Origin of the sequence: Paenibacillus sp. MMO-177 (genome assembly GCF_037147795.1) — a bacterium.
GTDB lineage: Bacteria > Bacillota > Bacilli > Paenibacillales > Paenibacillaceae > Pristimantibacillus.
On record NZ_JBBCUR010000004.1, the window covers coordinates 24,483 to 41,864 of the forward strand.

General features: G+C 53.1%; 13 protein-coding genes. 1 reads left to right on the forward strand and 12 read right to left on the reverse strand.

Going from position 1 to position 17,382, the window contains the following annotated elements; genetic code table 11:
• Positions 1 to 2: 2 nt before the first annotated feature.
• Both ftsX and ftsE read right to left on the reverse strand, forming a co-directional pair.
• On the reverse strand, positions 3 to 920 hold the full coding sequence (ftsX, locus tag WFK81_RS15660) for a permease-like cell division protein FtsX (protein ID WP_336787350.1): 918 nt from the start codon (positions 918 to 920) through the stop codon (positions 3 to 5).
• Positions 910 to 1,596, reverse strand: a complete 687-nt coding sequence (gene ftsE / locus WFK81_RS15665; protein WP_336787351.1) for a cell division ATP-binding protein FtsE — start codon at positions 1,594 to 1,596, stop codon at positions 910 to 912. Before ftsE ends, ftsX begins: the two co-directional genes overlap by 11 nt.
• A 387-nt stretch (positions 1,597 to 1,983) precedes the next feature.
• Here ftsE and WFK81_RS15670 point away from each other — a divergent pair, with 387 nt between their 5' ends.
• Entirely contained in the window at positions 1,984 to 3,411 is a 1,428-nt protein-coding gene (locus WFK81_RS15670; RefSeq protein ID WP_336787352.1) for a VanW family protein, read from the forward strand.
• 312 nt (positions 3,412 to 3,723) lie between these two features.
• Here the strand turns inward: WFK81_RS15670 and argH are convergent, their stop codons facing one another.
• From argH to secA, 10 genes are all read right to left on the reverse strand, one after another.
• Positions 3,724 to 5,139 carry an argininosuccinate lyase gene (gene argH / locus WFK81_RS15675; protein WP_336787353.1) on the reverse strand — a complete coding sequence of 472 codons (1,416 nt, stop codon included), beginning with the start codon at positions 5,137 to 5,139 and terminating at the stop codon, positions 3,724 to 3,726.
• An 81-nt stretch (positions 5,140 to 5,220) separates the two neighbouring features.
• Positions 5,221 to 6,456 carry an argininosuccinate synthase gene (locus WFK81_RS15680; RefSeq protein ID WP_336787354.1) on the reverse strand — a complete coding sequence of 412 codons (1,236 nt, stop codon included), beginning with the start codon at positions 6,454 to 6,456 and terminating at the stop codon, positions 5,221 to 5,223.
• Positions 6,457 to 6,501: 45 nt separating this feature from the next.
• Positions 6,502 to 7,458 carry an ornithine carbamoyltransferase gene (gene argF / locus WFK81_RS15685; RefSeq protein WP_132308895.1) on the reverse strand — a complete coding sequence of 319 codons (957 nt, stop codon included), beginning with the start codon at positions 7,456 to 7,458 and terminating at the stop codon, positions 6,502 to 6,504.
• 41 nt (positions 7,459 to 7,499) lie between these two features.
• Entirely contained in the window at positions 7,500 to 8,699 is a 1,200-nt protein-coding gene (locus tag WFK81_RS15690; RefSeq protein ID WP_336787355.1) for an acetylornithine transaminase, read from the reverse strand.
• A gap of 19 nt (positions 8,700 to 8,718) precedes the next feature.
• Positions 8,719 to 9,507, reverse strand: coding sequence for an acetylglutamate kinase (gene argB, locus WFK81_RS15695; protein ID WP_336787356.1), 789 nt, complete (start codon positions 9,505 to 9,507; stop codon positions 8,719 to 8,721).
• 29 nt (positions 9,508 to 9,536) lie between these two features.
• Complete coding sequence (gene argJ, locus WFK81_RS15700; RefSeq protein ID WP_336787357.1) at positions 9,537 to 10,781, reverse strand: bifunctional ornithine acetyltransferase/N-acetylglutamate synthase; 1,245 nt, start codon at positions 10,779 to 10,781, stop codon at positions 9,537 to 9,539.
• Positions 10,782 to 10,873: 92 nt separating this feature from the next.
• The gene (gene argC / locus WFK81_RS15705; RefSeq protein WP_336787358.1) at positions 10,874 to 11,923 is read right to left on the reverse strand and encodes an N-acetyl-gamma-glutamyl-phosphate reductase; all 1,050 of its coding nucleotides are present in this window, start codon (positions 11,921 to 11,923) and stop codon (positions 10,874 to 10,876) included.
• Between the two features lie 178 nt (positions 11,924 to 12,101).
• Complete coding sequence (locus WFK81_RS15710; RefSeq protein WP_336787359.1) at positions 12,102 to 13,001, reverse strand: YitT family protein; 900 nt, start codon at positions 12,999 to 13,001, stop codon at positions 12,102 to 12,104.
• A gap of 490 nt (positions 13,002 to 13,491) precedes the next feature.
• Positions 13,492 to 14,599, reverse strand: a protein-coding gene (prfB, locus tag WFK81_RS15715; RefSeq protein ID WP_336787360.1) for a peptide chain release factor 2 whose coding sequence is annotated in 2 segments (ribosomal slippage) — positions 13,492 to 14,526 and positions 14,528 to 14,599 — 1,107 coding nt in all. Because the reading frame shifts where the segments join, the coding sequence is not laid out codon by codon here.
• A gap of 146 nt (positions 14,600 to 14,745) precedes the next feature.
• Positions 14,746 to 17,253, reverse strand: coding sequence for a preprotein translocase subunit SecA (secA, locus tag WFK81_RS15720; RefSeq protein ID WP_336787361.1), 2,508 nt, complete (start codon positions 17,251 to 17,253; stop codon positions 14,746 to 14,748).
• Positions 17,254 to 17,382: the final 129 nt, after the last annotated feature.

Below are 17,382 nucleotides of genomic sequence, written 5' to 3' on the forward strand. Positions count from 1 at the left end.
ACCTACACTTTCAAATATTTTCTTACGGATAACGTACTTCCCCAAACGCCAATCAAGGTACCGAGGCCCATAAGCAGGGCGGTGATTTTCCATCCCAATTCCTCTACCGGCATAAGCTTGATCATCAGCAGTCCCAATTCCATTTCATTCATGCTCACCAGCTGCGAGTAGGCAAGCAGCACAACGATCGTTGTAATGCCCGAAGCCACAAGCCCGATCAAGGCACCTTCTACGAAAAACGGCCATCGGATGAACGAGTTTGTCGCCCCTACCAGCTTCATGATGCCAATCTCGCGCCGTCTTGCCAGAATCGTCATTTTGATCGTTGTGGAGATCAAGAACATCGCGGTTACGCCTAGACCGATAACGATGACAAGACCGATGTTACGGATCGCATTCGTAATCTTGAACAGCTTCTCGACCGTACCCTGGCCGTATTTGACGCTTGTAATCGGCTTCGCTTCGTCGCCGTTGTTCAGCGCCGAAATCTCGCTTGCCGTCACGGCAATGTTCTGAGGGTCAAACACCTCGACGGTAAAGGAATCCGGCAGCGGGTTGCTGTCCTTATCGTAACCGTCCAAGAGAGCGTCGCCGTCTTTGCCGAGATTTTTGCGGAGCAGCTCAAGTCCTTCTTCCTTGGACACAAACTCGACTTTGCTGACGTCGGCCAGCTTGCGGATTTTGTTCTCCAGCTCATTGGTTTTCTGCTGATCGATATCGGTCTGCAGGTAGACGCGGATTTGCACCTGGCTCTCGATATTTGAGGCCATGCTGTTGATGTTCAGCGCCAGCAAGACGAATACGCCAAGCAGGAACAGCGAGAAAAAGATCGAGCTGATCGAAGCGAAGGACATCCACCCGTTGCGGAGGATGTTCTTGAACCCTTCGCGGATGTGGCGGAGGAGCGTACTAATTCTCATACCCGTACTCCCCTCTTACTTCGTCGCGGGCAATGTTGCCGTTCTCGATGGCGATGACGCGTTTGCGCATCGTGTTCACGATTTCTTTGTTGTGCGTAGCCATTACGATTGTTGCGCCGCGGAAGTTGATTTCCTCGAGCAGATTCATAATGCCCCATGAAGTCTCCGGATCCAGGTTGCCGGTCGGCTCGTCCGCTACGATAACGGTTGGATTATTAACGATGGCGCGTGCGATAGCGACACGCTGCTGCTCGCCGCCGGACAGTTGGGCCGGCAGGCTGGAATGCTTATGTTTAAGTCCGACAAGGTCGAGCACTTCCATCGTCCGCTTCTTGATGAGGCGGCGCGGCGCTTCGATAACCTCCATGGCGAAGGCTACGTTTTCGTAGACCGTCAGCTTCGGAAGCAGCCGGAAATCTTGGAATATAACGCCGATATTGCGTCTGACGTACGGAATTTTGCGAGGTTTAAGCTTGCCGATATTGAAACCGTTGACGGAGATTTGGCCTTTCGTTGGCACTTCCTCACGGTAGATCAGCTTCATGAAGGTAGATTTGCCGGCACCGGACGGGCCGACGAGGTAAACGAATTCATTGCGATCTATGCGAACGGATACGCCGCGCAGGGCGTGAGTACCGTCGGTGTAAGTCTTCCATATGTCTTGCATTTCTATCAACATTATCACATCCTGTTTTTTATCAAAAATATAAGAAGTATAGGCTGCTCTATACCGTGCTTATATTTCACCCGCAAAACGGTGCCTTTTATGTAAATTGTTGCTTCGCAAACATAGTCCCAAGGACGGCACGGCCATTAATGCTAGGTCTAAGTTATTCGACAGGGATATACGAATTCCTTCATATTGGGTCTTATTTCCTCATTTTTCACAATTCTCATAAACGTTTGAAGCATTGACTTTCCTCGAGAATTAGCTTTTTATTCGACAAAAAGCCTTTGTCGCCTTATGGCGAAACAGATGGAAATCAATTAAATGACAAGTCGATTTCATCTCCTGCATATACATGAAACATTGCCATTTTTGAACGGAAAGGGTGGTCTTATCATGTGGAAAAAGCTGCACTTGTGGGTCATTATCGTTTTTGCGCTGCTCTTGGTCGCATCTGTCGGCTACGGCGCCCTATCCTATTATTCCGGGCAGGATACCGTACCCGAGAAGGTTACGGCCGGAGGAGTAGACATCGGGGGGCTGTCCGTTGATGACGCATTAAAAAAGCTGGACCAATACGAACAGCAGCTGGAAAGCCGGACGGTAACTGTCGAGGGAAATGCCGAAGCCAAAGCCGAGGGCAGCCAAACGTGGAAAGCAGCAGAGATCGGCTATAATGCCGAGTTCATAGGGGTGAAGGAGGAAATTAAAAAGCTCCGCACCGGAAATGTATGGACCCGCTCGAAATTCCGCTATCATTTCCCTGCTTCTTTTGAACTGAAGCAAAGCTATGATCCGGCCGTCTTCGACAAGCTTGTCCGCGCGAAGTTCGAATGGATTGACTCCAATAAGCCCGTAAATGCCACGCGCAAAATAACCGACAAAGACGAGGTCGTCTATACGGCCCATACCGACGCTTACCGGATCGACGTTGCTCCACTCGAGGAAAAGGTCGCTTCATGGATCACCGTGCCTGACAGTCAGCTCGGCGGACAGCCGGAGCAGGCGTTGACCGTTCAGCTTGGCGTAAAGACCGTTCATCCGGAGATCACGCTTGAGAAGCTGAAGGCTGAAGGCATCGACCGCAAAATCATGGAGTTCACAACCGACTTTAAGACGAGCGCGGAGGGCCGGGCCTACAACGTCACCTCTACGGCCAAGGCATTAAATGACTGGGTGCTCGAGCCCGGGGAAGTATTCTCGTACGGAGAAGTTGTCGCGAAAACCGAAAAAGAATACGGCTATAAGGAAGCGCCCGTTATCTCTAACGGCAAGCTTGTGCCGGGTATTGGGGGCGGGATCTGCCAAGTATCCAGCACGCTGTACAATGCGATTATCCGCACGGCAGGGATTGATATCGTAGAACGGCGCAATCACTCCCTTCCGGTCGCTTATCTGCCGAAAGGCCAGGATGCCACCTTCGCATCCGGCTCGATCGATTTCCGCTTCCGCAACTCGACCGGCAAGCAGCTGATCATTCGTACGGTTGTAGAGAACCGCAAGCTGACGGTGAAGCTGTTCGGCACGATGCCGGAAAATATCCGTTACGACATTGATTCGAGCATCGTCAAGACGGTGCAGCCTGCCGTACAAAAGGTAACGGACAAATCGCTGAGCGCCGGCCAAAGCGTTACCGTTCAAAAAGGCTCCATCGGCTATGTAGTGGATACGTACCGCACCATGTACAAAGACGGCAAACAAGTCTCCCGCGAGAAAATCTCGCATGACACGTACAGAGCGCAGCCAATCGTTGTTCACGTTGCGGCAGGCGCCGGCGGTTCGTCCGGTTCGCAAAGTTCGGGCGTGGTTGAGGACGGGATCTGATAAGTGAGTTACTAAGCTCGAGTGCTTCATTATGATGTGTATCACATTGCACGAAAGGCAGTATACTTACCTCCATTAGATAATTCAAACAATTTATCCTGCATGAAATGCAGGATATCCACTCAATATGGAGCCCAAACATGCTAAACTAGCCAGAAATGCTGCACTTTGTGCAGCATTTCTTTTGTTACTGGCTGGAATTACTCCATTATGCTGCATTCTGTGCAACGTAGGAACTGCATCCGGTAAGAACAAACAAAAAGACTGCCAGCTCCGCTAATAGCGGGACTGGCAGTCTTGTCTCAATAGGAATTAACGGCTCTTCTCCGCATACTCGGTTACCCAAGCGGCGGTTTGCTCCAGTACTTGCTCGGCGCGGGCGATTGCCGCCTCGACTTGTACTTGTGCCGTGCCGCCGTAGACGTTGCGGGCATTTACGACCTGCTCCGGCTGAAGCACGTTGTAGATGCGGTCGTCGAACAGCGGCGAGAACTGCTTGAACTCTTCCAAAGTCAGGTCAAGCAGGTATTTGTTCTGTTCGATGCAGTACAATACCGTCTTGCCGATAACCTCATGCGCTTGACGGAACGGCAAGCCTTTGCCAACGAGGAAGTCGGCGATGTCCGTAGCGTTCGAGAAGTCCTGGTTAACGGCTTGGCGCATCTGCTCTTTGTTCACTTTCATCGTAGCGATCATCGGAGCGAACAGCTGAAGCGCGCCTTGCATCGTTTTCACCGTGTCAAACATGCCTTCCTTGTCTTCCTGCATATCCTTGTTGTAAGCAAGCGGAAGGGATTTGAGAACCGTCAGGAGGCCAACAAGGTTGCCGTAGACGCGGCCGGTTTTGCCGCGGACAAGCTCCGGAACGTCCGGATTCTTCTTCTGCGGCATAATGCTGCTGCCCGTGCAGAATGCGTCATCCAGCTCAACGAAGCGGAATTCCGTGCTCGACCACAGGATCAGCTCTTCGCTCAGACGCGACAGATGCATCATAATGATGGAAGCGTGGGACAGGAACTCAAGGATGAAGTCGCGGTCGCTTACCGCATCCAGGCTGTTCTCGTACACGCGGTCGAACTTCAGCTGGCTGGCTACGAAATGGCGGTCGATCGGGAACGTAGTTCCCGCCAAAGCACCGGCGCCCAGCGGCAGCATATTGATGCGCTTGTAGCTGTCCTGCAGACGCTCCAGGTCGCGACCAAACATCGAAACGTACGCCATCAGATGATGAGCGAAAAGAATCGGCTGCGCACGCTGCAAATGCGTATAGCCCGGCACGATCGTGTCGATGTTAGCCTTCGCTTGCTCGATCAGCGCGGATTGCAGCTTATGAAGCATGTCCACGAACTCAACGACGCGTTTGCGCAGGTACAAGTGCATGTCAGTCGCTACTTGGTCGTTACGGCTGCGGCCGGTGTGAAGCTTGCCGCCTACCGGTCCAACATCGTCGATCAGCGTTTTTTCGATATTCATATGAATGTCTTCATCGGAGATGGAGAACTCGATATCATTGCGTTTGATGCGCTGCAGCACGCGGTGCAGGCCGTCCTTGATCGCCTCTACGTCGTCCGCAGGCAAAATCCCTTGCTTGCCAAGCATCGTTACATGCGCCAGGCTGCCTTGGATATCCTCTTCGGCAAGCTCTTTATCGAACATAATGGATGCCGTATATTCCTCTACCAATTGGTCGGTCTTTTTTGTAAACCGTCCGCCCCACAATTTGCTCACTTGGTACACTCCCTCCCGAAATTGCCATAAAGGCCGCTAACATGCATCGCACATAACGGCCTAAACGAATATTCGGTTATATTATTTCTTGCTTTGTTCTACGCCGGACGATACTTTCAGACGAAGTGCGTTCAGGCGGATAAAGCCTGTAGCGTCGCCTTGGTCGTACGCTTGGGATGGATCGGCTTCCATAGTCGCGATATCCGGATTGTACAAGCTCACCGGGCTCTTCACGCCGGCGCCGATCACGTTGCCTTTGTACAGCTTAAGGCGGACAACGCCCGTTACGTTCTTTTGCGACTCGGTTACAAGCGTTTGAAGCGCGAGGCGCTCAGGCGCGAACCAGAAGCCGTTGTACACGAGCTGAGCGTATTTCGAGATCAGGGAGTCGCGAAGGTTCATAACCTCGCGGTCCATGGTCAGGGATTCCATTTTGCGGTGCGCCGTGAACAGGATTGTACCGCCCGGCGTCTCGTACACGCCGCGGCTCTTCATGCCTACGAAGCGGTTCTCTACCATATCCACGCGGCCGATGCCATGCTTGCCGCCCATTTCGTTCAATTTATCCATCACTTGCAGCGGGCTGAGCTGTTCGCCGTTGATCGCGATACAGTTGCCTGCTTCGAAAGTAAGCTCTACGTATTCCGCTTGATCCGGAGCTCTCTCCGGGGACACGCTCAGCACGTACATTTCTTCGTTGGACTCTGCGCTTGGATCGAACCAAGGATCCTCGAGCATGCCCGACTCAAAGCTGATGTGCAGCAGGTTGCGGTCCGTCGAGTAAGGCTTGGAAGCCGATGCGGTAACCGGAATGCCATGCTTCTCGGCAAAAGCGATCATTTCCGCGCGGCCAGGGAACTCTTCCCGGAAGCGCTCTTCGCGCCAAGGCGCGATCACTTTGATGTCCGGAGCAAGAGCGGCTACGCCAAGCTCGAAACGCACTTGGTCATTGCCTTTGCCTGTTGCGCCGTGCGCGATCATTGTAGCGCCTTCCGCGCGTGCGATCTCAACCATGCGCTTCGCGATCAGAGGACGGGCAATGGATGTGCCAAGCAGGTATTGGCCTTCATACAGCGCTGCCGCTTGGAACATTGGGAAAATAAAGTCGCTCGCAAACTCTGCGCGCAGGTCATCGATGTACACCTTCGATGCGCCGGTTGCCAGAGCTTTTGCTTCAAGGCCGTCGAGCTCTTCTTTTTGACCGATGTCAGCCGTGAAAGCAATGATCTCCGCATCGTACGTTTCTTTCAACCATTTCAAGATGATGGACGTATCCAGACCGCCGGAATAGGCCAGTACAATTTTTTCCTTCGCCATAATTTCTCCTAGCACCCCTTTGATTTATTAAAAACGATTTTAAACCTACATGATTGCTGCCATTATCGCTTTTTGCGCGTGCAGACGGTTTTCAGCCTGGTCGAAAATAATCGAGTTCGGTCCGTCGATAACGCCTTCGCTTACTTCCTCGCCGCGGTGTGCAGGCAGGCAGTGCATGAACAGGTAGTCCTTCTTCGCATACTTCGCCAACGCTTCGTTCACCTGGAAGTTGGCAAAAGCAAGCTCGCGTTCCTTCTGCTCAGCCTCTTGCCCCATGCTCGCCCAAACGTCCGAGTATACCACGTCCGCATCGGCAATCGCTTCCTTCGGATCGCGGCACAGATGAATGCGAGCGCCGGTTTCCTTCGCGTTGTCGATCGATTGCTTCAGAAGATCCGCGTCCGGCTCATAGCCTTCCGGCGTCGCGATGGAAATATCAACGCCCAGCTTAGCGGCGCCCATCATCAGGGAATGAACAACATTGTTGCCATCGCCGATGTAAGCCAGCTTCAGCCCTTCAAGACGTCCTTTGTGCTCGAGAATAGTCTGGTAATCCGCCAGCGCCTGGCATGGATGGGACAGATCCGTAAGACCGTTAATAACCGGGATTGTTGCTCCGCGCGCCAGCTCCACCACGTTGCGGTGAGCGAACGTACGGATCATGATGCCGTCAAGGTAACGGGACAACACTTGCGCCGTATCCAGAATCGGCTCGCCGCGGCCGATTTGCAGATCGTTGCCGCTCAGGAACAGCCCTTGGCCGCCCAGCTGGTAGATGCCAACCTCGAACGATACGCGGGTACGGGTGGACGATTTTTCAAAAATCATGCCCAAAGTTTTGCCCTTCAGCGGCTGATAAACCTCGCCAGCCTTCTGCTTCTTCTTCAAATCGATCGCAAGATCGATCAGGTACCGAATCTCTTCCGGCGTGTAATCCAGAAGCATAAGAAAATCCCGGCCTTTTAGGCTTGCCGCCAAATCTTCCTTTACTGTATCTACCATTGCGTAACCCTCCTAAATCCTCTATTTATATATTTCAAGCCTTAGGCTTTAACCGCGTTAGCCAACAATTGCTTTAGTGTCGCCACAGCCTGGTCGATCTCTTCCTTCGTCACCAGAAGGTTAGGCAGAAGACGCACCACGTTTGGTCCTGCGGAAATGACGAGCAGGCCTTGCTCTTGCGCCGCCGTCAAAACGGGGCCAACCGGCTCCACGCATTCGATTCCCACGATTAGACCTTGGCCGCGAACTTCCTTCACGAACGAATTGCCCGCGAGCTCCTTCTTCAGCTCATCCATCAGATAAGCGCCCATCTCAGCCGCACGCTGCGGCAGGTTCTCGCCTACAATCGTCTCCACCGTTGCTTTTACCGCTGCCGTCGCAATCGGCGTACCGCCAAAGGTAGAGCCATGGCTGCCCGGGCCAAAAGCTTCGCGAAGCTTTTCCTTCGCAACCGCCGCGCCAACCGGGAACCCGCTTCCGAGACCTTTTGCCAGCGTGAAAATATCCGGCTCGATGCCGTAATGCTCATAGGCGAACAGCTTGCCCGTACGGCCCATGCCGGTCTGGATCTCGTCGATGATGACCAGAATGCCGTTCTCTTCGCACAGCTTCACCAGGTCATCTACAAACGCCTGATCCGCCGGGAAGATACCGCCTTCCGCTTGGATCAATTCGAGCATAACTGCCGCCGTTTTATCGGAGATCGCCGCTTTTAATGCTTCGATATCGTTATAAGGGATATATTTGAACCCTTCCGGCAAAGGCGCAAAGCCCTCCTTCACCTTCTCCTGTCCGGTTGCTGTCAAGGTTGCCAGCGTACGGCCGTGGAAGGAGGATTCAAACGTAATAATTTCGTATCGTCCGTTGTTCAGCACCTTCTGCTGGTAACGGCGAGCCAGCTTGATCGCGGCTTCATTCGCTTCCGCCCCGGAGTTGCAGAAGAAGACGGCATCGCCGCTGCTGTTCGAAGTGATCAGATGCGCTGCCTCTTCCTGATTCGGAATGCGGAACAGGTTGGACACATGCCATAGCTCATCCAGCTGCTTGATCAGTGCTTCTTTTACTTTTTGAGGCGCATGGCCAAGGTTGGTTACGGCAATGCCGCTCATGAAATCGAGGTATTTGTTGCCTTGATCATCCCACAGCCAGCTTCCTTCGCCCTTCACAAGCGCGATTGGATATCTCGCATAAGTTGGCAGCAAGGATTGCTCGGGCGCTGCCGCTACTTTCGTCTCGCTCATCGACTTTAACCGCCTTTCTCTACTCCTGTACGATTCTTGTACCTACGCCGCCTTCGCGCACGGCCCGGCTAAGAACACCCGGCTCTTCGCCGCTCACTATAACAACCTCGCGAACGCGTCCTTGAATGCACTGCACCGCCGCGCGTACCTTCGGAATCATGCCGCCGTAAATCTCGCCGCTTGCAATCATCTCTTCGATCTCGGCTACGGTTACGGAAGGCAGTACCTTCTTCTCTCCGTCTACGTTACGCATAATGCCCGGCACGTCCGTCACCACGATCATCTGTTCAACGCCAAGATGGGAAGCAACGGCGCCAGCTGCCGTATCCGCATTGATGTTGTAGCGCTGACCGCTTGCGTCAATCCCAATCGGAGCGATAACCGGCATATAGCCCATAGCCATTACGCCTTCAATCACTTCCGCATTCACATCCGTTACATCCCCGACAAAACCGATCTCCGCGGTGTTCGCAACCGGTTTTGCCTGGATCAGCAAACCGTCTACACCGGAGAGTCCTAGCGCCTTCGCGCCGTTTGTCTGGATTTTACGGACGATTTCCTTATTGATTCGGCCCGCAAGCACCATCTCGACCACGTCGAGCACAGCATCATTGGTTTTGCGCAGGCCGTTTACGAATTCCGTCTCAATGCCAAGCTTCGTCAGCGTCTCGGAGATCGCCGGACCGCCGCCATGGACGATAACCGGATGAACGCCGGACTCTTGCAGCTCGCGCAGCTCGCCGAAGAAGGAATCGGGAAGCGCAGCCAGCGTGCTGCCGCCGCATTTCATTACAAAACGTTGTGCCATAAGTTGATCCGTTCTCCTCTGCCCTAGCGTTACGTGCGGTATGCCGCGTTAATGCGGACATAATCGTACGTCAGGTCACAGCCCCAAGCCGTTGCCGTACCATTGTCCATATGCAGGTCGACGCGGATTACAACCGTATCGCCCTTCAAGTATTCCAGTGCCGCATCTTCGTCAAAAGCAACCGGACGGGAGCCTTCCAGCGTCACGATATCGCCGATTCGCACGTCTACCGTATCCGGGTTAACCGGCTGGCCTGCGCGGCCTACCGCCGCGATAATCCTGCCCCAGTTCGCGTCGGCGCCGAATACCGCGGACTTCACCAGGGAAGAGCCGATAACCGTCTTCGCAATCGCCGTCGCCGCTTCGTCGTTCACAGCGCCGTGCACTTGCACTTCAACCAGCTTTGTCGCGCCTTCTCCGTCGCGGGCGATTGCTTTTGCCAGCACTTCGCATACGTAACGAAGGCCAGCCGAGAAAGCAGCCCAGCCTTCATGCTCCGGCGTCAGCTCTCTGTTGCCGGCAAGGCCGCTCGCCATGGCAACCAGCATATCGTTGGTGCTTGTATCGCCATCCACCGTGATCATATTAAACGTATAGTTTGTCGCTTCGCGAAGCAGCGTTTGAAGCGCAGCGCTGCCGATCGCCGCATCCGTGGTCACAAAGCCAAGCATAGTGGCCATATTCGGATGAATCATGCCGGAGCCTTTAGCCGCGCCGGCAATATGTACCGTCTGGCCGTCAATCTCAACCGAGACGCATACCATTTTTTGCACAAGGTCCGTGGTCAGGATCGCTTGACAGAAGCCGTCCGCCGCATCGCGGTCCGCCTCCAGCTTCGCCGGAAGCGCGTCGATACCTGCACGCACCTTATCCATCTTCAGGTTCTCGCCGATCACGCCCGTCGAAGCGACCGCAATCTGATCCGCGGACACGCCGATCGATTCGGCAAAACGCGAACGCATCTCGTAAGCATCGTCTTCGCCTTGCTTGCCCGTTACCGCATTGGCATTGCCGCTGTTCACGATAACGGCGCGCAGGAAGCCATCCGATTCAATGCTCTCCCGCGTCACCTTGATTGGCGCTGCCTGGAACACGTTTGTCGTGTAGACGCCGGCGGATGCCGCCGGTACTTCGCATACGATTGCGCCAAGATCATGGCGGGTTGTCTTCTTCAGGCCGCAGTGGAGACCACCGGCTCTGAATCCTTTAGGGGTCGTAATCGATCCGTCCGAGACGACCGAATACAGCGCTTTAGCTTGTTGCACCTGTCCCATTTCTCCTCGTTTCTCCTTCACCTTGTACGAATAATTGCTCAATTCTAAAATGAATAAGTATAAAGAATATTCTTAACGCCATATGTTCAAGATCACGGATATACCGGCACGAACTGCAGGCCAAGGCCTTCATCCCAGCCCATCATCAGGTTGAGGTTCTGAATCGCTTGTCCCGACGCGCCCTTAACAAGGTTATCAATGACCGAAATAATTGTAATGCGGCCCGTTCTCTCATCGTAGTTAAAAGCGATATCGCAATAGTTGGAGCCCCATACTTCCTTCGTCTGCGGCAGAACGCCTTCCTTGCGGATGCGGACGAATTGGCGGCCTTCATAGAATTGCTTGTAGAGTTCAATAAAATCAGCTGCGTTATGCTCGCCTTTCACCGTAGCGTACATGGTCGACAGGATTCCTCTTGTCATGGGCACCAGATGCGGCGTGAACGTTGTCACTACCTCCCGGCCCGCCGCTTCAGACAGCACCATCTCGATTTCGGGGACATGCTGATGCTGATTTACTTTGTAGGCTTTGAAGTTCTCGTTCAGTTCGGAGTAATGCGTGCCAAGGCTTGCGCCGCGGCCTGCGCCCGATACGCCCGATTTGGAGTCGATAATAATCGTCGCCGGATCAATCCAGCCTGCCTTCACGGCAGGAACAAGACCAAGCAGCGCGGACGTTACGAAGCAGCCCGGGTTCGAAATAAACGAAGTCCCTTGTACTTTGTCGCCGTTAATCTCAGGGAGAGCATATAGAGCCTGCTTCAAGTATTGCTCATCCGCCGGTGTTTTTTTATACCATTTCTCGTATAAAGCCGTATCCTGCAGACGGAAGTCGCCGGACAGGTCAATGACCTTCAGGCCGGCATCCAGCAGCTGCGGAGCCAGCTTAGCCGCCACTCCGGCCGGAGTTGCCGTAAAGACGACGTCAGCCTTCGCTTTGATTGCCTGCGGATCCACGTCATCAAGCAAAGCCGTCTGAATGTCCGTCAAATGCGGGAACCATTCCGCAATCGGCATTCCCGCGCTGGACGAGGAAATAACCGACGTAATCTCCACCAACGGGTGGCTAGCCAACAAACGAATAAGCTCAATACCGCCATAACCGGTAGAGCCGACGATCGCAACCTTTAATTTCTCGCTCATACACGTTCTCTCCCTCGAAATAAGTTGAACCCGAAAGCATGGATTCAACCTACGTAGATCATCTAAATCTATATTGTACATGAATCAGGTTCACATGGAAATATTACGTTGTTTCGTATTATTATACAGTCGTATTCATATTAATACAATGTAAAAAAGATGTCATTTTCCGTACAATTTATTCCGATTTGAAACCCTGTCCCACTACCTCCGCCGTGTTGCTTATAATGACGAAAGCACCCGGATCCACCGCTCTTACCAGCTGCTTCAGCTTCGCTACTTCCATCTGCCCCACAACGACCATCAGCACCTGGCGCTTCTCGTTCGTGTAGCCGCCATGCGCGTCGAGCCTCGTGACTCCCCGGTCAAGGTCATGCAGGATGACATTCACAATCAGATCGGCATGATCGCTGATAATAAAAGCAACCTTCGACAGCGGAATGCCGCTCTGAATAATATCAATCGTCTTGCTGGTTACGAATAGTCCGATCAAGGCATACAAAGCCGCCTCCGGAGAAAGAAAAATACCCGACGCCGCGATCACGCATCCGTCAAAGCATGCCACCGCAAGCCCAAGCGGAATGCCGGTATAACGGTGCAGGATCTGCGCAGCCAGATCAAGCCCTCCGGTTGAAGCCCGCCCGCGAAATACGATGCCAAGCCCGATCCCCACGCCAATGCCGCCATAGATAGCCGCAAGCAGCATATTGTCGGTAGGAGGAGACCAGTGTGCCGTAAGCAGGACGAATAAAGGAAGCACGATGGTGCCAAGCAAGGTTTTGAGCGCGAACCGTCTGCCGAGCAGGAAGAGCCCGGCCAGGAAGAGCGGAATATTCAGCGCCCATTGGGTATAAGCCGGCGTGATGCCAAGCGTTTTATGCACAAGAATCGATATGCCCGATACACCGCCGAAAGCGATTCCGTTCGGAGCGAGAAAAAGATTAAAGCTGAGCGCTACTATAAATGAACCGATAATGACCTGCAAAAAGCTCCAGACGACATCAAGCGGCGTTGCCTTCCTGCCTGCCGGTCGCCTATTGCGTTTTGAAATTTCTACCTCGTTATTCTTGCTGTCCATGGATCACCATGCCGCCTCTCTGTCAATCAACCTCTGTTATGTTATTCATGCCGCGCATGATCTTCCATCGTATGTAGTTCTCATAACGCACAAAAAAGAAGAGTTCCAACCTTTATAAGTGTTGGAGCTCTTCCCCAAAGCTATGCATATGTTCTGTCTTCGAATGGCGCGTATTTGTCCGCAGAGGCCACTCCTAATCAAATGCCCTTGCGGAGAGGACCCCTACATTGGATTTGTTCCAGTAGAATCAGCCTAATAAGCGAGGAAAAAGAGTTACGTTGGATTTACTCCATCAAATTCTTCCGAATAGAAGACATTTAACCTCCACAGACGAATTTTACTGTATGGAATCCAATATAACGCATGCTCCCCCCGCTATACACGGCATTTTCCCTGTACGAAATCCAACGTAGACTCGCCGGCAGCCGGATGCTTCAGTTCAGATGCCTAGTCTCATGACCGATCGCCCTGCCGCAAGTCATCCTGCTGCTTAGTCGTGACGGATCTGACTGCGCAAATAGCCGTCGATAAAAGCATCCAGGTCGCCGTCCATCACGGCGCCAACGTTGCCTGTCTCCACCAAAGTCCGGTGATCCTTCACCATGCTGTACGGATGGAAAACGTACGAACGAATTTGGCTGCCCCAAGCGATATCCGACTGCTCGCCGCGAATTTCGGCGAGATGCTTTTGCTGCTCTTCGATCTTACGCTCGTAAAGCTTCGAACGAAGCATGTTCATCGCACGCTCGCGGTTCTGAATCTGCGAACGCTCCTGCTGGCACGCCACGACAATGCCTGTCGGGATATGCGTAATCCGGATCGCGGACTCCGTCTTGTTGACGTGCTGGCCGCCGGCGCCGCTCGCGCGGTACGTATCGACCTTCAGATCCTCGGTACGGATCTCGACTTCAATATCTTCCGTGATCTCCGGTACTACGTCGCAGGACACGAAGGACGTATGTCTGCGGCCGGACGAGTCGAACGGGGAGATACGAACGAGACGGTGAACGCCTTTTTCCGCTTTCAGATAGCCGTAGGCGTTGTAGCCTTTGACCGCAATCGTTACGCTCTTAATGCCTGCTTCGTCGCCGTCCTGGTAATCGAGCACTTCAACCTTGAAGCCCCGTTTCTCCGCCCAGCGCGTGTACATCCGGTACAGCATCTGACCCCAGTCCTGCGACTCGGTGCCGCCCGCACCCGGATGCAGCTCGAGAATGGCATTCAGCTTGTCGTATGGCTGATTCAGCAGCAACTGCAATTCAAAGCCGTTAACCTTTTCGTTCAGGGAAGCAATGCCTCCAATAACTTCAGCCTCCAGCGACTCGTCGCTTTCTTCGTCAGCCAGCTCAATCAATGTCTGTAGATCTTCGCATTCCGTATTCAGCCGTTCGTATTGCTCAACGACCGACTTAATCGCATTCAGCTCCGAGATAATGCCCTGCGCTTTCGTATTATCGTCCCAGAAATCCGGGGCAGTCATTTTCTCCTCAAAGTTTGCGATATGCTCCAGCTTCAGATCTAAGTCAAAGAGACCCCCTGAGTTCTTGGAGCCGCTTCGCCACTTCACGCAAATCCTGTTTTACGTTTGTTTCTATCATCGCGTAGCTTCACCTCAAAATTAAGTATGCGCGGCCTGGCCGCGGTAAATCCGTGCAGACTGCATAAAACGCGCCGTTCGCCCGCTAGGGGCTGACCGGCGCGTTAACCGTGTATGTTACCTTATGCGAATAGCTTAGGTCAGGTGTTACTTACCCATTCCATGGCACATTTTGTACTTCTTGCCGCTGCCGCATGGGCAAAGGTCGTTGCGTCCCGTACGCTCTTCGCGCTTCGCAGGGCGCTTCTCCGCTTCAGCAGGACTGTTGGTCGTCGTTTGGCCTTGTGCGACCTCTTGACGCTCCAGGTTGCTCTCCACGCGCGCCTTCATGATGTATTTCGCGACTTCCTCCTGGATGCTGTAGATCATTTCCTTAAACATCTCGAAGCCTTCGAACTGATACTCGCGAAGAGGATCCGTACCGCCGTATGCACGGAGGTGGATACCTTGACGGAGCTGATCCATCGCATCGATGTGATCCATCCATTTGCTGTCTACCGCGCGCAGTACGACAACCTTTTCGAATTCGCGCATCGTTTCGGCGCCAAGCTCAGCCTCGCGCTCATCGTAATAAGCGACAACCTTGCCCTTGATAAGCTCGATAATCTCTTCCTTCTCTTTGCCCCACAGATCGTCCTTCGAGAAGGTATCCTCAGGGAGAAGGTTGGAGTTCACGTAATCCGCAATTTCCTGCAGATCCCACTCTTCCGGAATATCGCCTTCCGTATGGGCTTCAACCACATGCTCGATAACCGGCACGATCATCTCCATAACGATCTCGCGGATGTTATCCGAATACAATACATCACGGCGCTGTTTGTAAATCACTTCGCGCTGCTGGTTCATGACATCGTCATATTGCAGGACGACTTTACGGGTATCAAAGTTGCTGCCCTCTACGCGCTTCTGAGCGGACTCAACAGCACGAGTAATCAGGCGGCTCTCGATCGGCTGGTCTTCTTCGAGACCCAGACGGTCCATCATGCCCATAATGTTCTCCGCGCCAAAGCGGCGCATCAGCTCATCCTCAAGGGATAGGTAGAACTGCGAGGAGCCCGGGTCGCCTTGACGGCCGGCACGACCGCGCAGCTGGTTGTCGATACGACGGCTCTCATGGCGCTCCGTACCGATAATGTGCAGACCGCCCAGCTCGCTTACGCCTTCGCCAAGCAAAATATCCGTACCGCGTCCCGCCATGTTTGTTGCGATTGTTACCGCACCCGCTTGACCCGCGCGGGAGATAATTTCCGCTTCCTCCGCATGGAACTTCGCGTTCAGGACTTTATGCTGTACGCCGCGCTTCTTCAGCATGTCGGACAGACGCTCCGAGTTCTCGATGGAAATTGTACCCACGAGTACCGGCTGGTTTTTCTTGTGACGTTCCACAATTTCCTCTACAACGGCTTTAAACTTGCCATTCTCGGATTTGTAGACGACATCCTGCATATCTTTACGGATCAAAGCGCGGTTTGTCGGAATTTGAATAACCTCAAGACCGTAGATCCGTTTGAATTCTTCTTCCTCCGTCTTCGCCGTACCGGTCATGCCGGACAGCTTGCGGTACATGCGGAAGTAGTTCTGGAACGTAATCGTCGCAAGCGTCATGCTCTCGTTCTGAACCTTCAGCTGCTCCTTCGCTTCGATCGCTTGGTGCAGACCGTCGCTGTAACGGCGGCCCGCCATCAGACGGCCCGTAAATTCGTCAACGATGACGACTTCGTCTTCGTTAACGACGTAATCCACGTCGCGCTTCATGATGACATGCGCTTTAAGCGCTTGTTGAACGTGGTGGTTCAGCGTCACGTTCGCATGATCGAATAAGTTTTCGATGCCGAATGCTTTCTCCGCCTTCTCAACGCCGGCTTCCGTCAGCGTTACGTTGCGGAGCTTAATATCAACCGTGTAATCCTCTTCCTCTTTCAAACGGCTGACAAAACGGTCGGCAGCATAATACAGCTCCGTCGATTTTTGTGCTTGTCCGGAGATGATCAGCGGCGTACGCGCCTCGTCGACCAGGATGGAGTCCACTTCGTCTATAATTGCATAATAAAGAGGGCGTTGAACCATTTGCTCTTTGTACAGCACCATGTTATCGCGCAAATAGTCAAAGCCGAACTCATTATTGGTTCCGTAAGTAATATCGCAAGCATAAGCCTCTTGCTTCTCTTCATGCGTCAAGCCGTGCAGGTTACAGCCGACTGTCAGTCCAAGGAAATTATAAAGTTCAGCCATGATCTGGCTGTCGCGCGATGCAAGGTAATCATTGACCGTAATGACATGTACGCCTTTTCCTTGCAGAGCGTTCAGATAAGTAGGAAGCGTCGCAACGAGCGTTTTACCTTCACCGGTTCTCATCTCCGCGATCTTGCCTTCATGCAGTACCATACCGCCCATCAGCTGCACGTCAAAATGGCGCATGCCAAGCGTACGCTTCGACGCTTCGCGCACGACCGCGAAAGCTTCCGGGAGAATCGAGTCAATATCCTCGCCTTTTTCAAGACGCGCCTTGAACTCTTCCGTTTTATTACGCAGCTCATCGTCAGACAGCGGCGATATCTTGGACTCAAGTCCGTTAATTTCTTCTACCGTACGCGTGAGACGCTTGACCTCGCGCTCGTTCGCATCACCGAATATTTTTTTCACTAGTCCGAGCATGGTCTTCCCCTTTCATAAATACGCCTGTTTGCCTTAAATTGTAACAGTTTGTCGTGACGCCCGCAACGCATCGCGTTTATTTCCAGCAATAAGCAGGTATACATTCACATAAAAGGCCTCTTCCCCGTC

Bases quoted from the DNA above. Each gene is read 5' to 3' on its own strand.
- ftsX (WP_336787350.1), bottom strand. From the start codon at position 920: ATGAGAATTAGTACGCTCCTCCGCCACATCCGCGAAGGGTTCAAGAAC.
- WFK81_RS15670 (WP_336787352.1), top strand. From the start codon at position 1,984: ATGTGGAAAAAGCTGCACTTGTGGGTCATTATCGTTTTTGCGCTGCTC.
- WFK81_RS15680 (WP_336787354.1), bottom strand. From the start codon at position 6,456: ATGGCGAAGGAAAAAATTGTACTGGCCTATTCCGGCGGTCTGGATACG.
- argF (WP_132308895.1), bottom strand. From the start codon at position 7,458: ATGGTAGATACAGTAAAGGAAGATTTGGCGGCAAGCCTAAAAGGCCGG.
- WFK81_RS15690 (WP_336787355.1), bottom strand. From the start codon at position 8,699: ATGAGCGAGACGAAAGTAGCGGCAGCGCCCGAGCAATCCTTGCTGCCA.
- argB (WP_336787356.1), bottom strand. From the start codon at position 9,507: ATGGCACAACGTTTTGTAATGAAATGCGGCGGCAGCACGCTGGCTGCG.
- argJ (WP_336787357.1), bottom strand. From the start codon at position 10,781: ATGGGACAGGTGCAACAAGCTAAAGCGCTGTATTCGGTCGTCTCGGAC.
- argC (WP_336787358.1), bottom strand. From the start codon at position 11,923: ATGAGCGAGAAATTAAAGGTTGCGATCGTCGGCTCTACCGGTTATGGC.
- WFK81_RS15710 (WP_336787359.1), bottom strand. From the start codon at position 13,001: ATGGACAGCAAGAATAACGAGGTAGAAATTTCAAAACGCAATAGGCGA.
- secA (WP_336787361.1), bottom strand. From the start codon at position 17,253: ATGCTCGGACTAGTGAAAAAAATATTCGGTGATGCGAACGAGCGCGAG.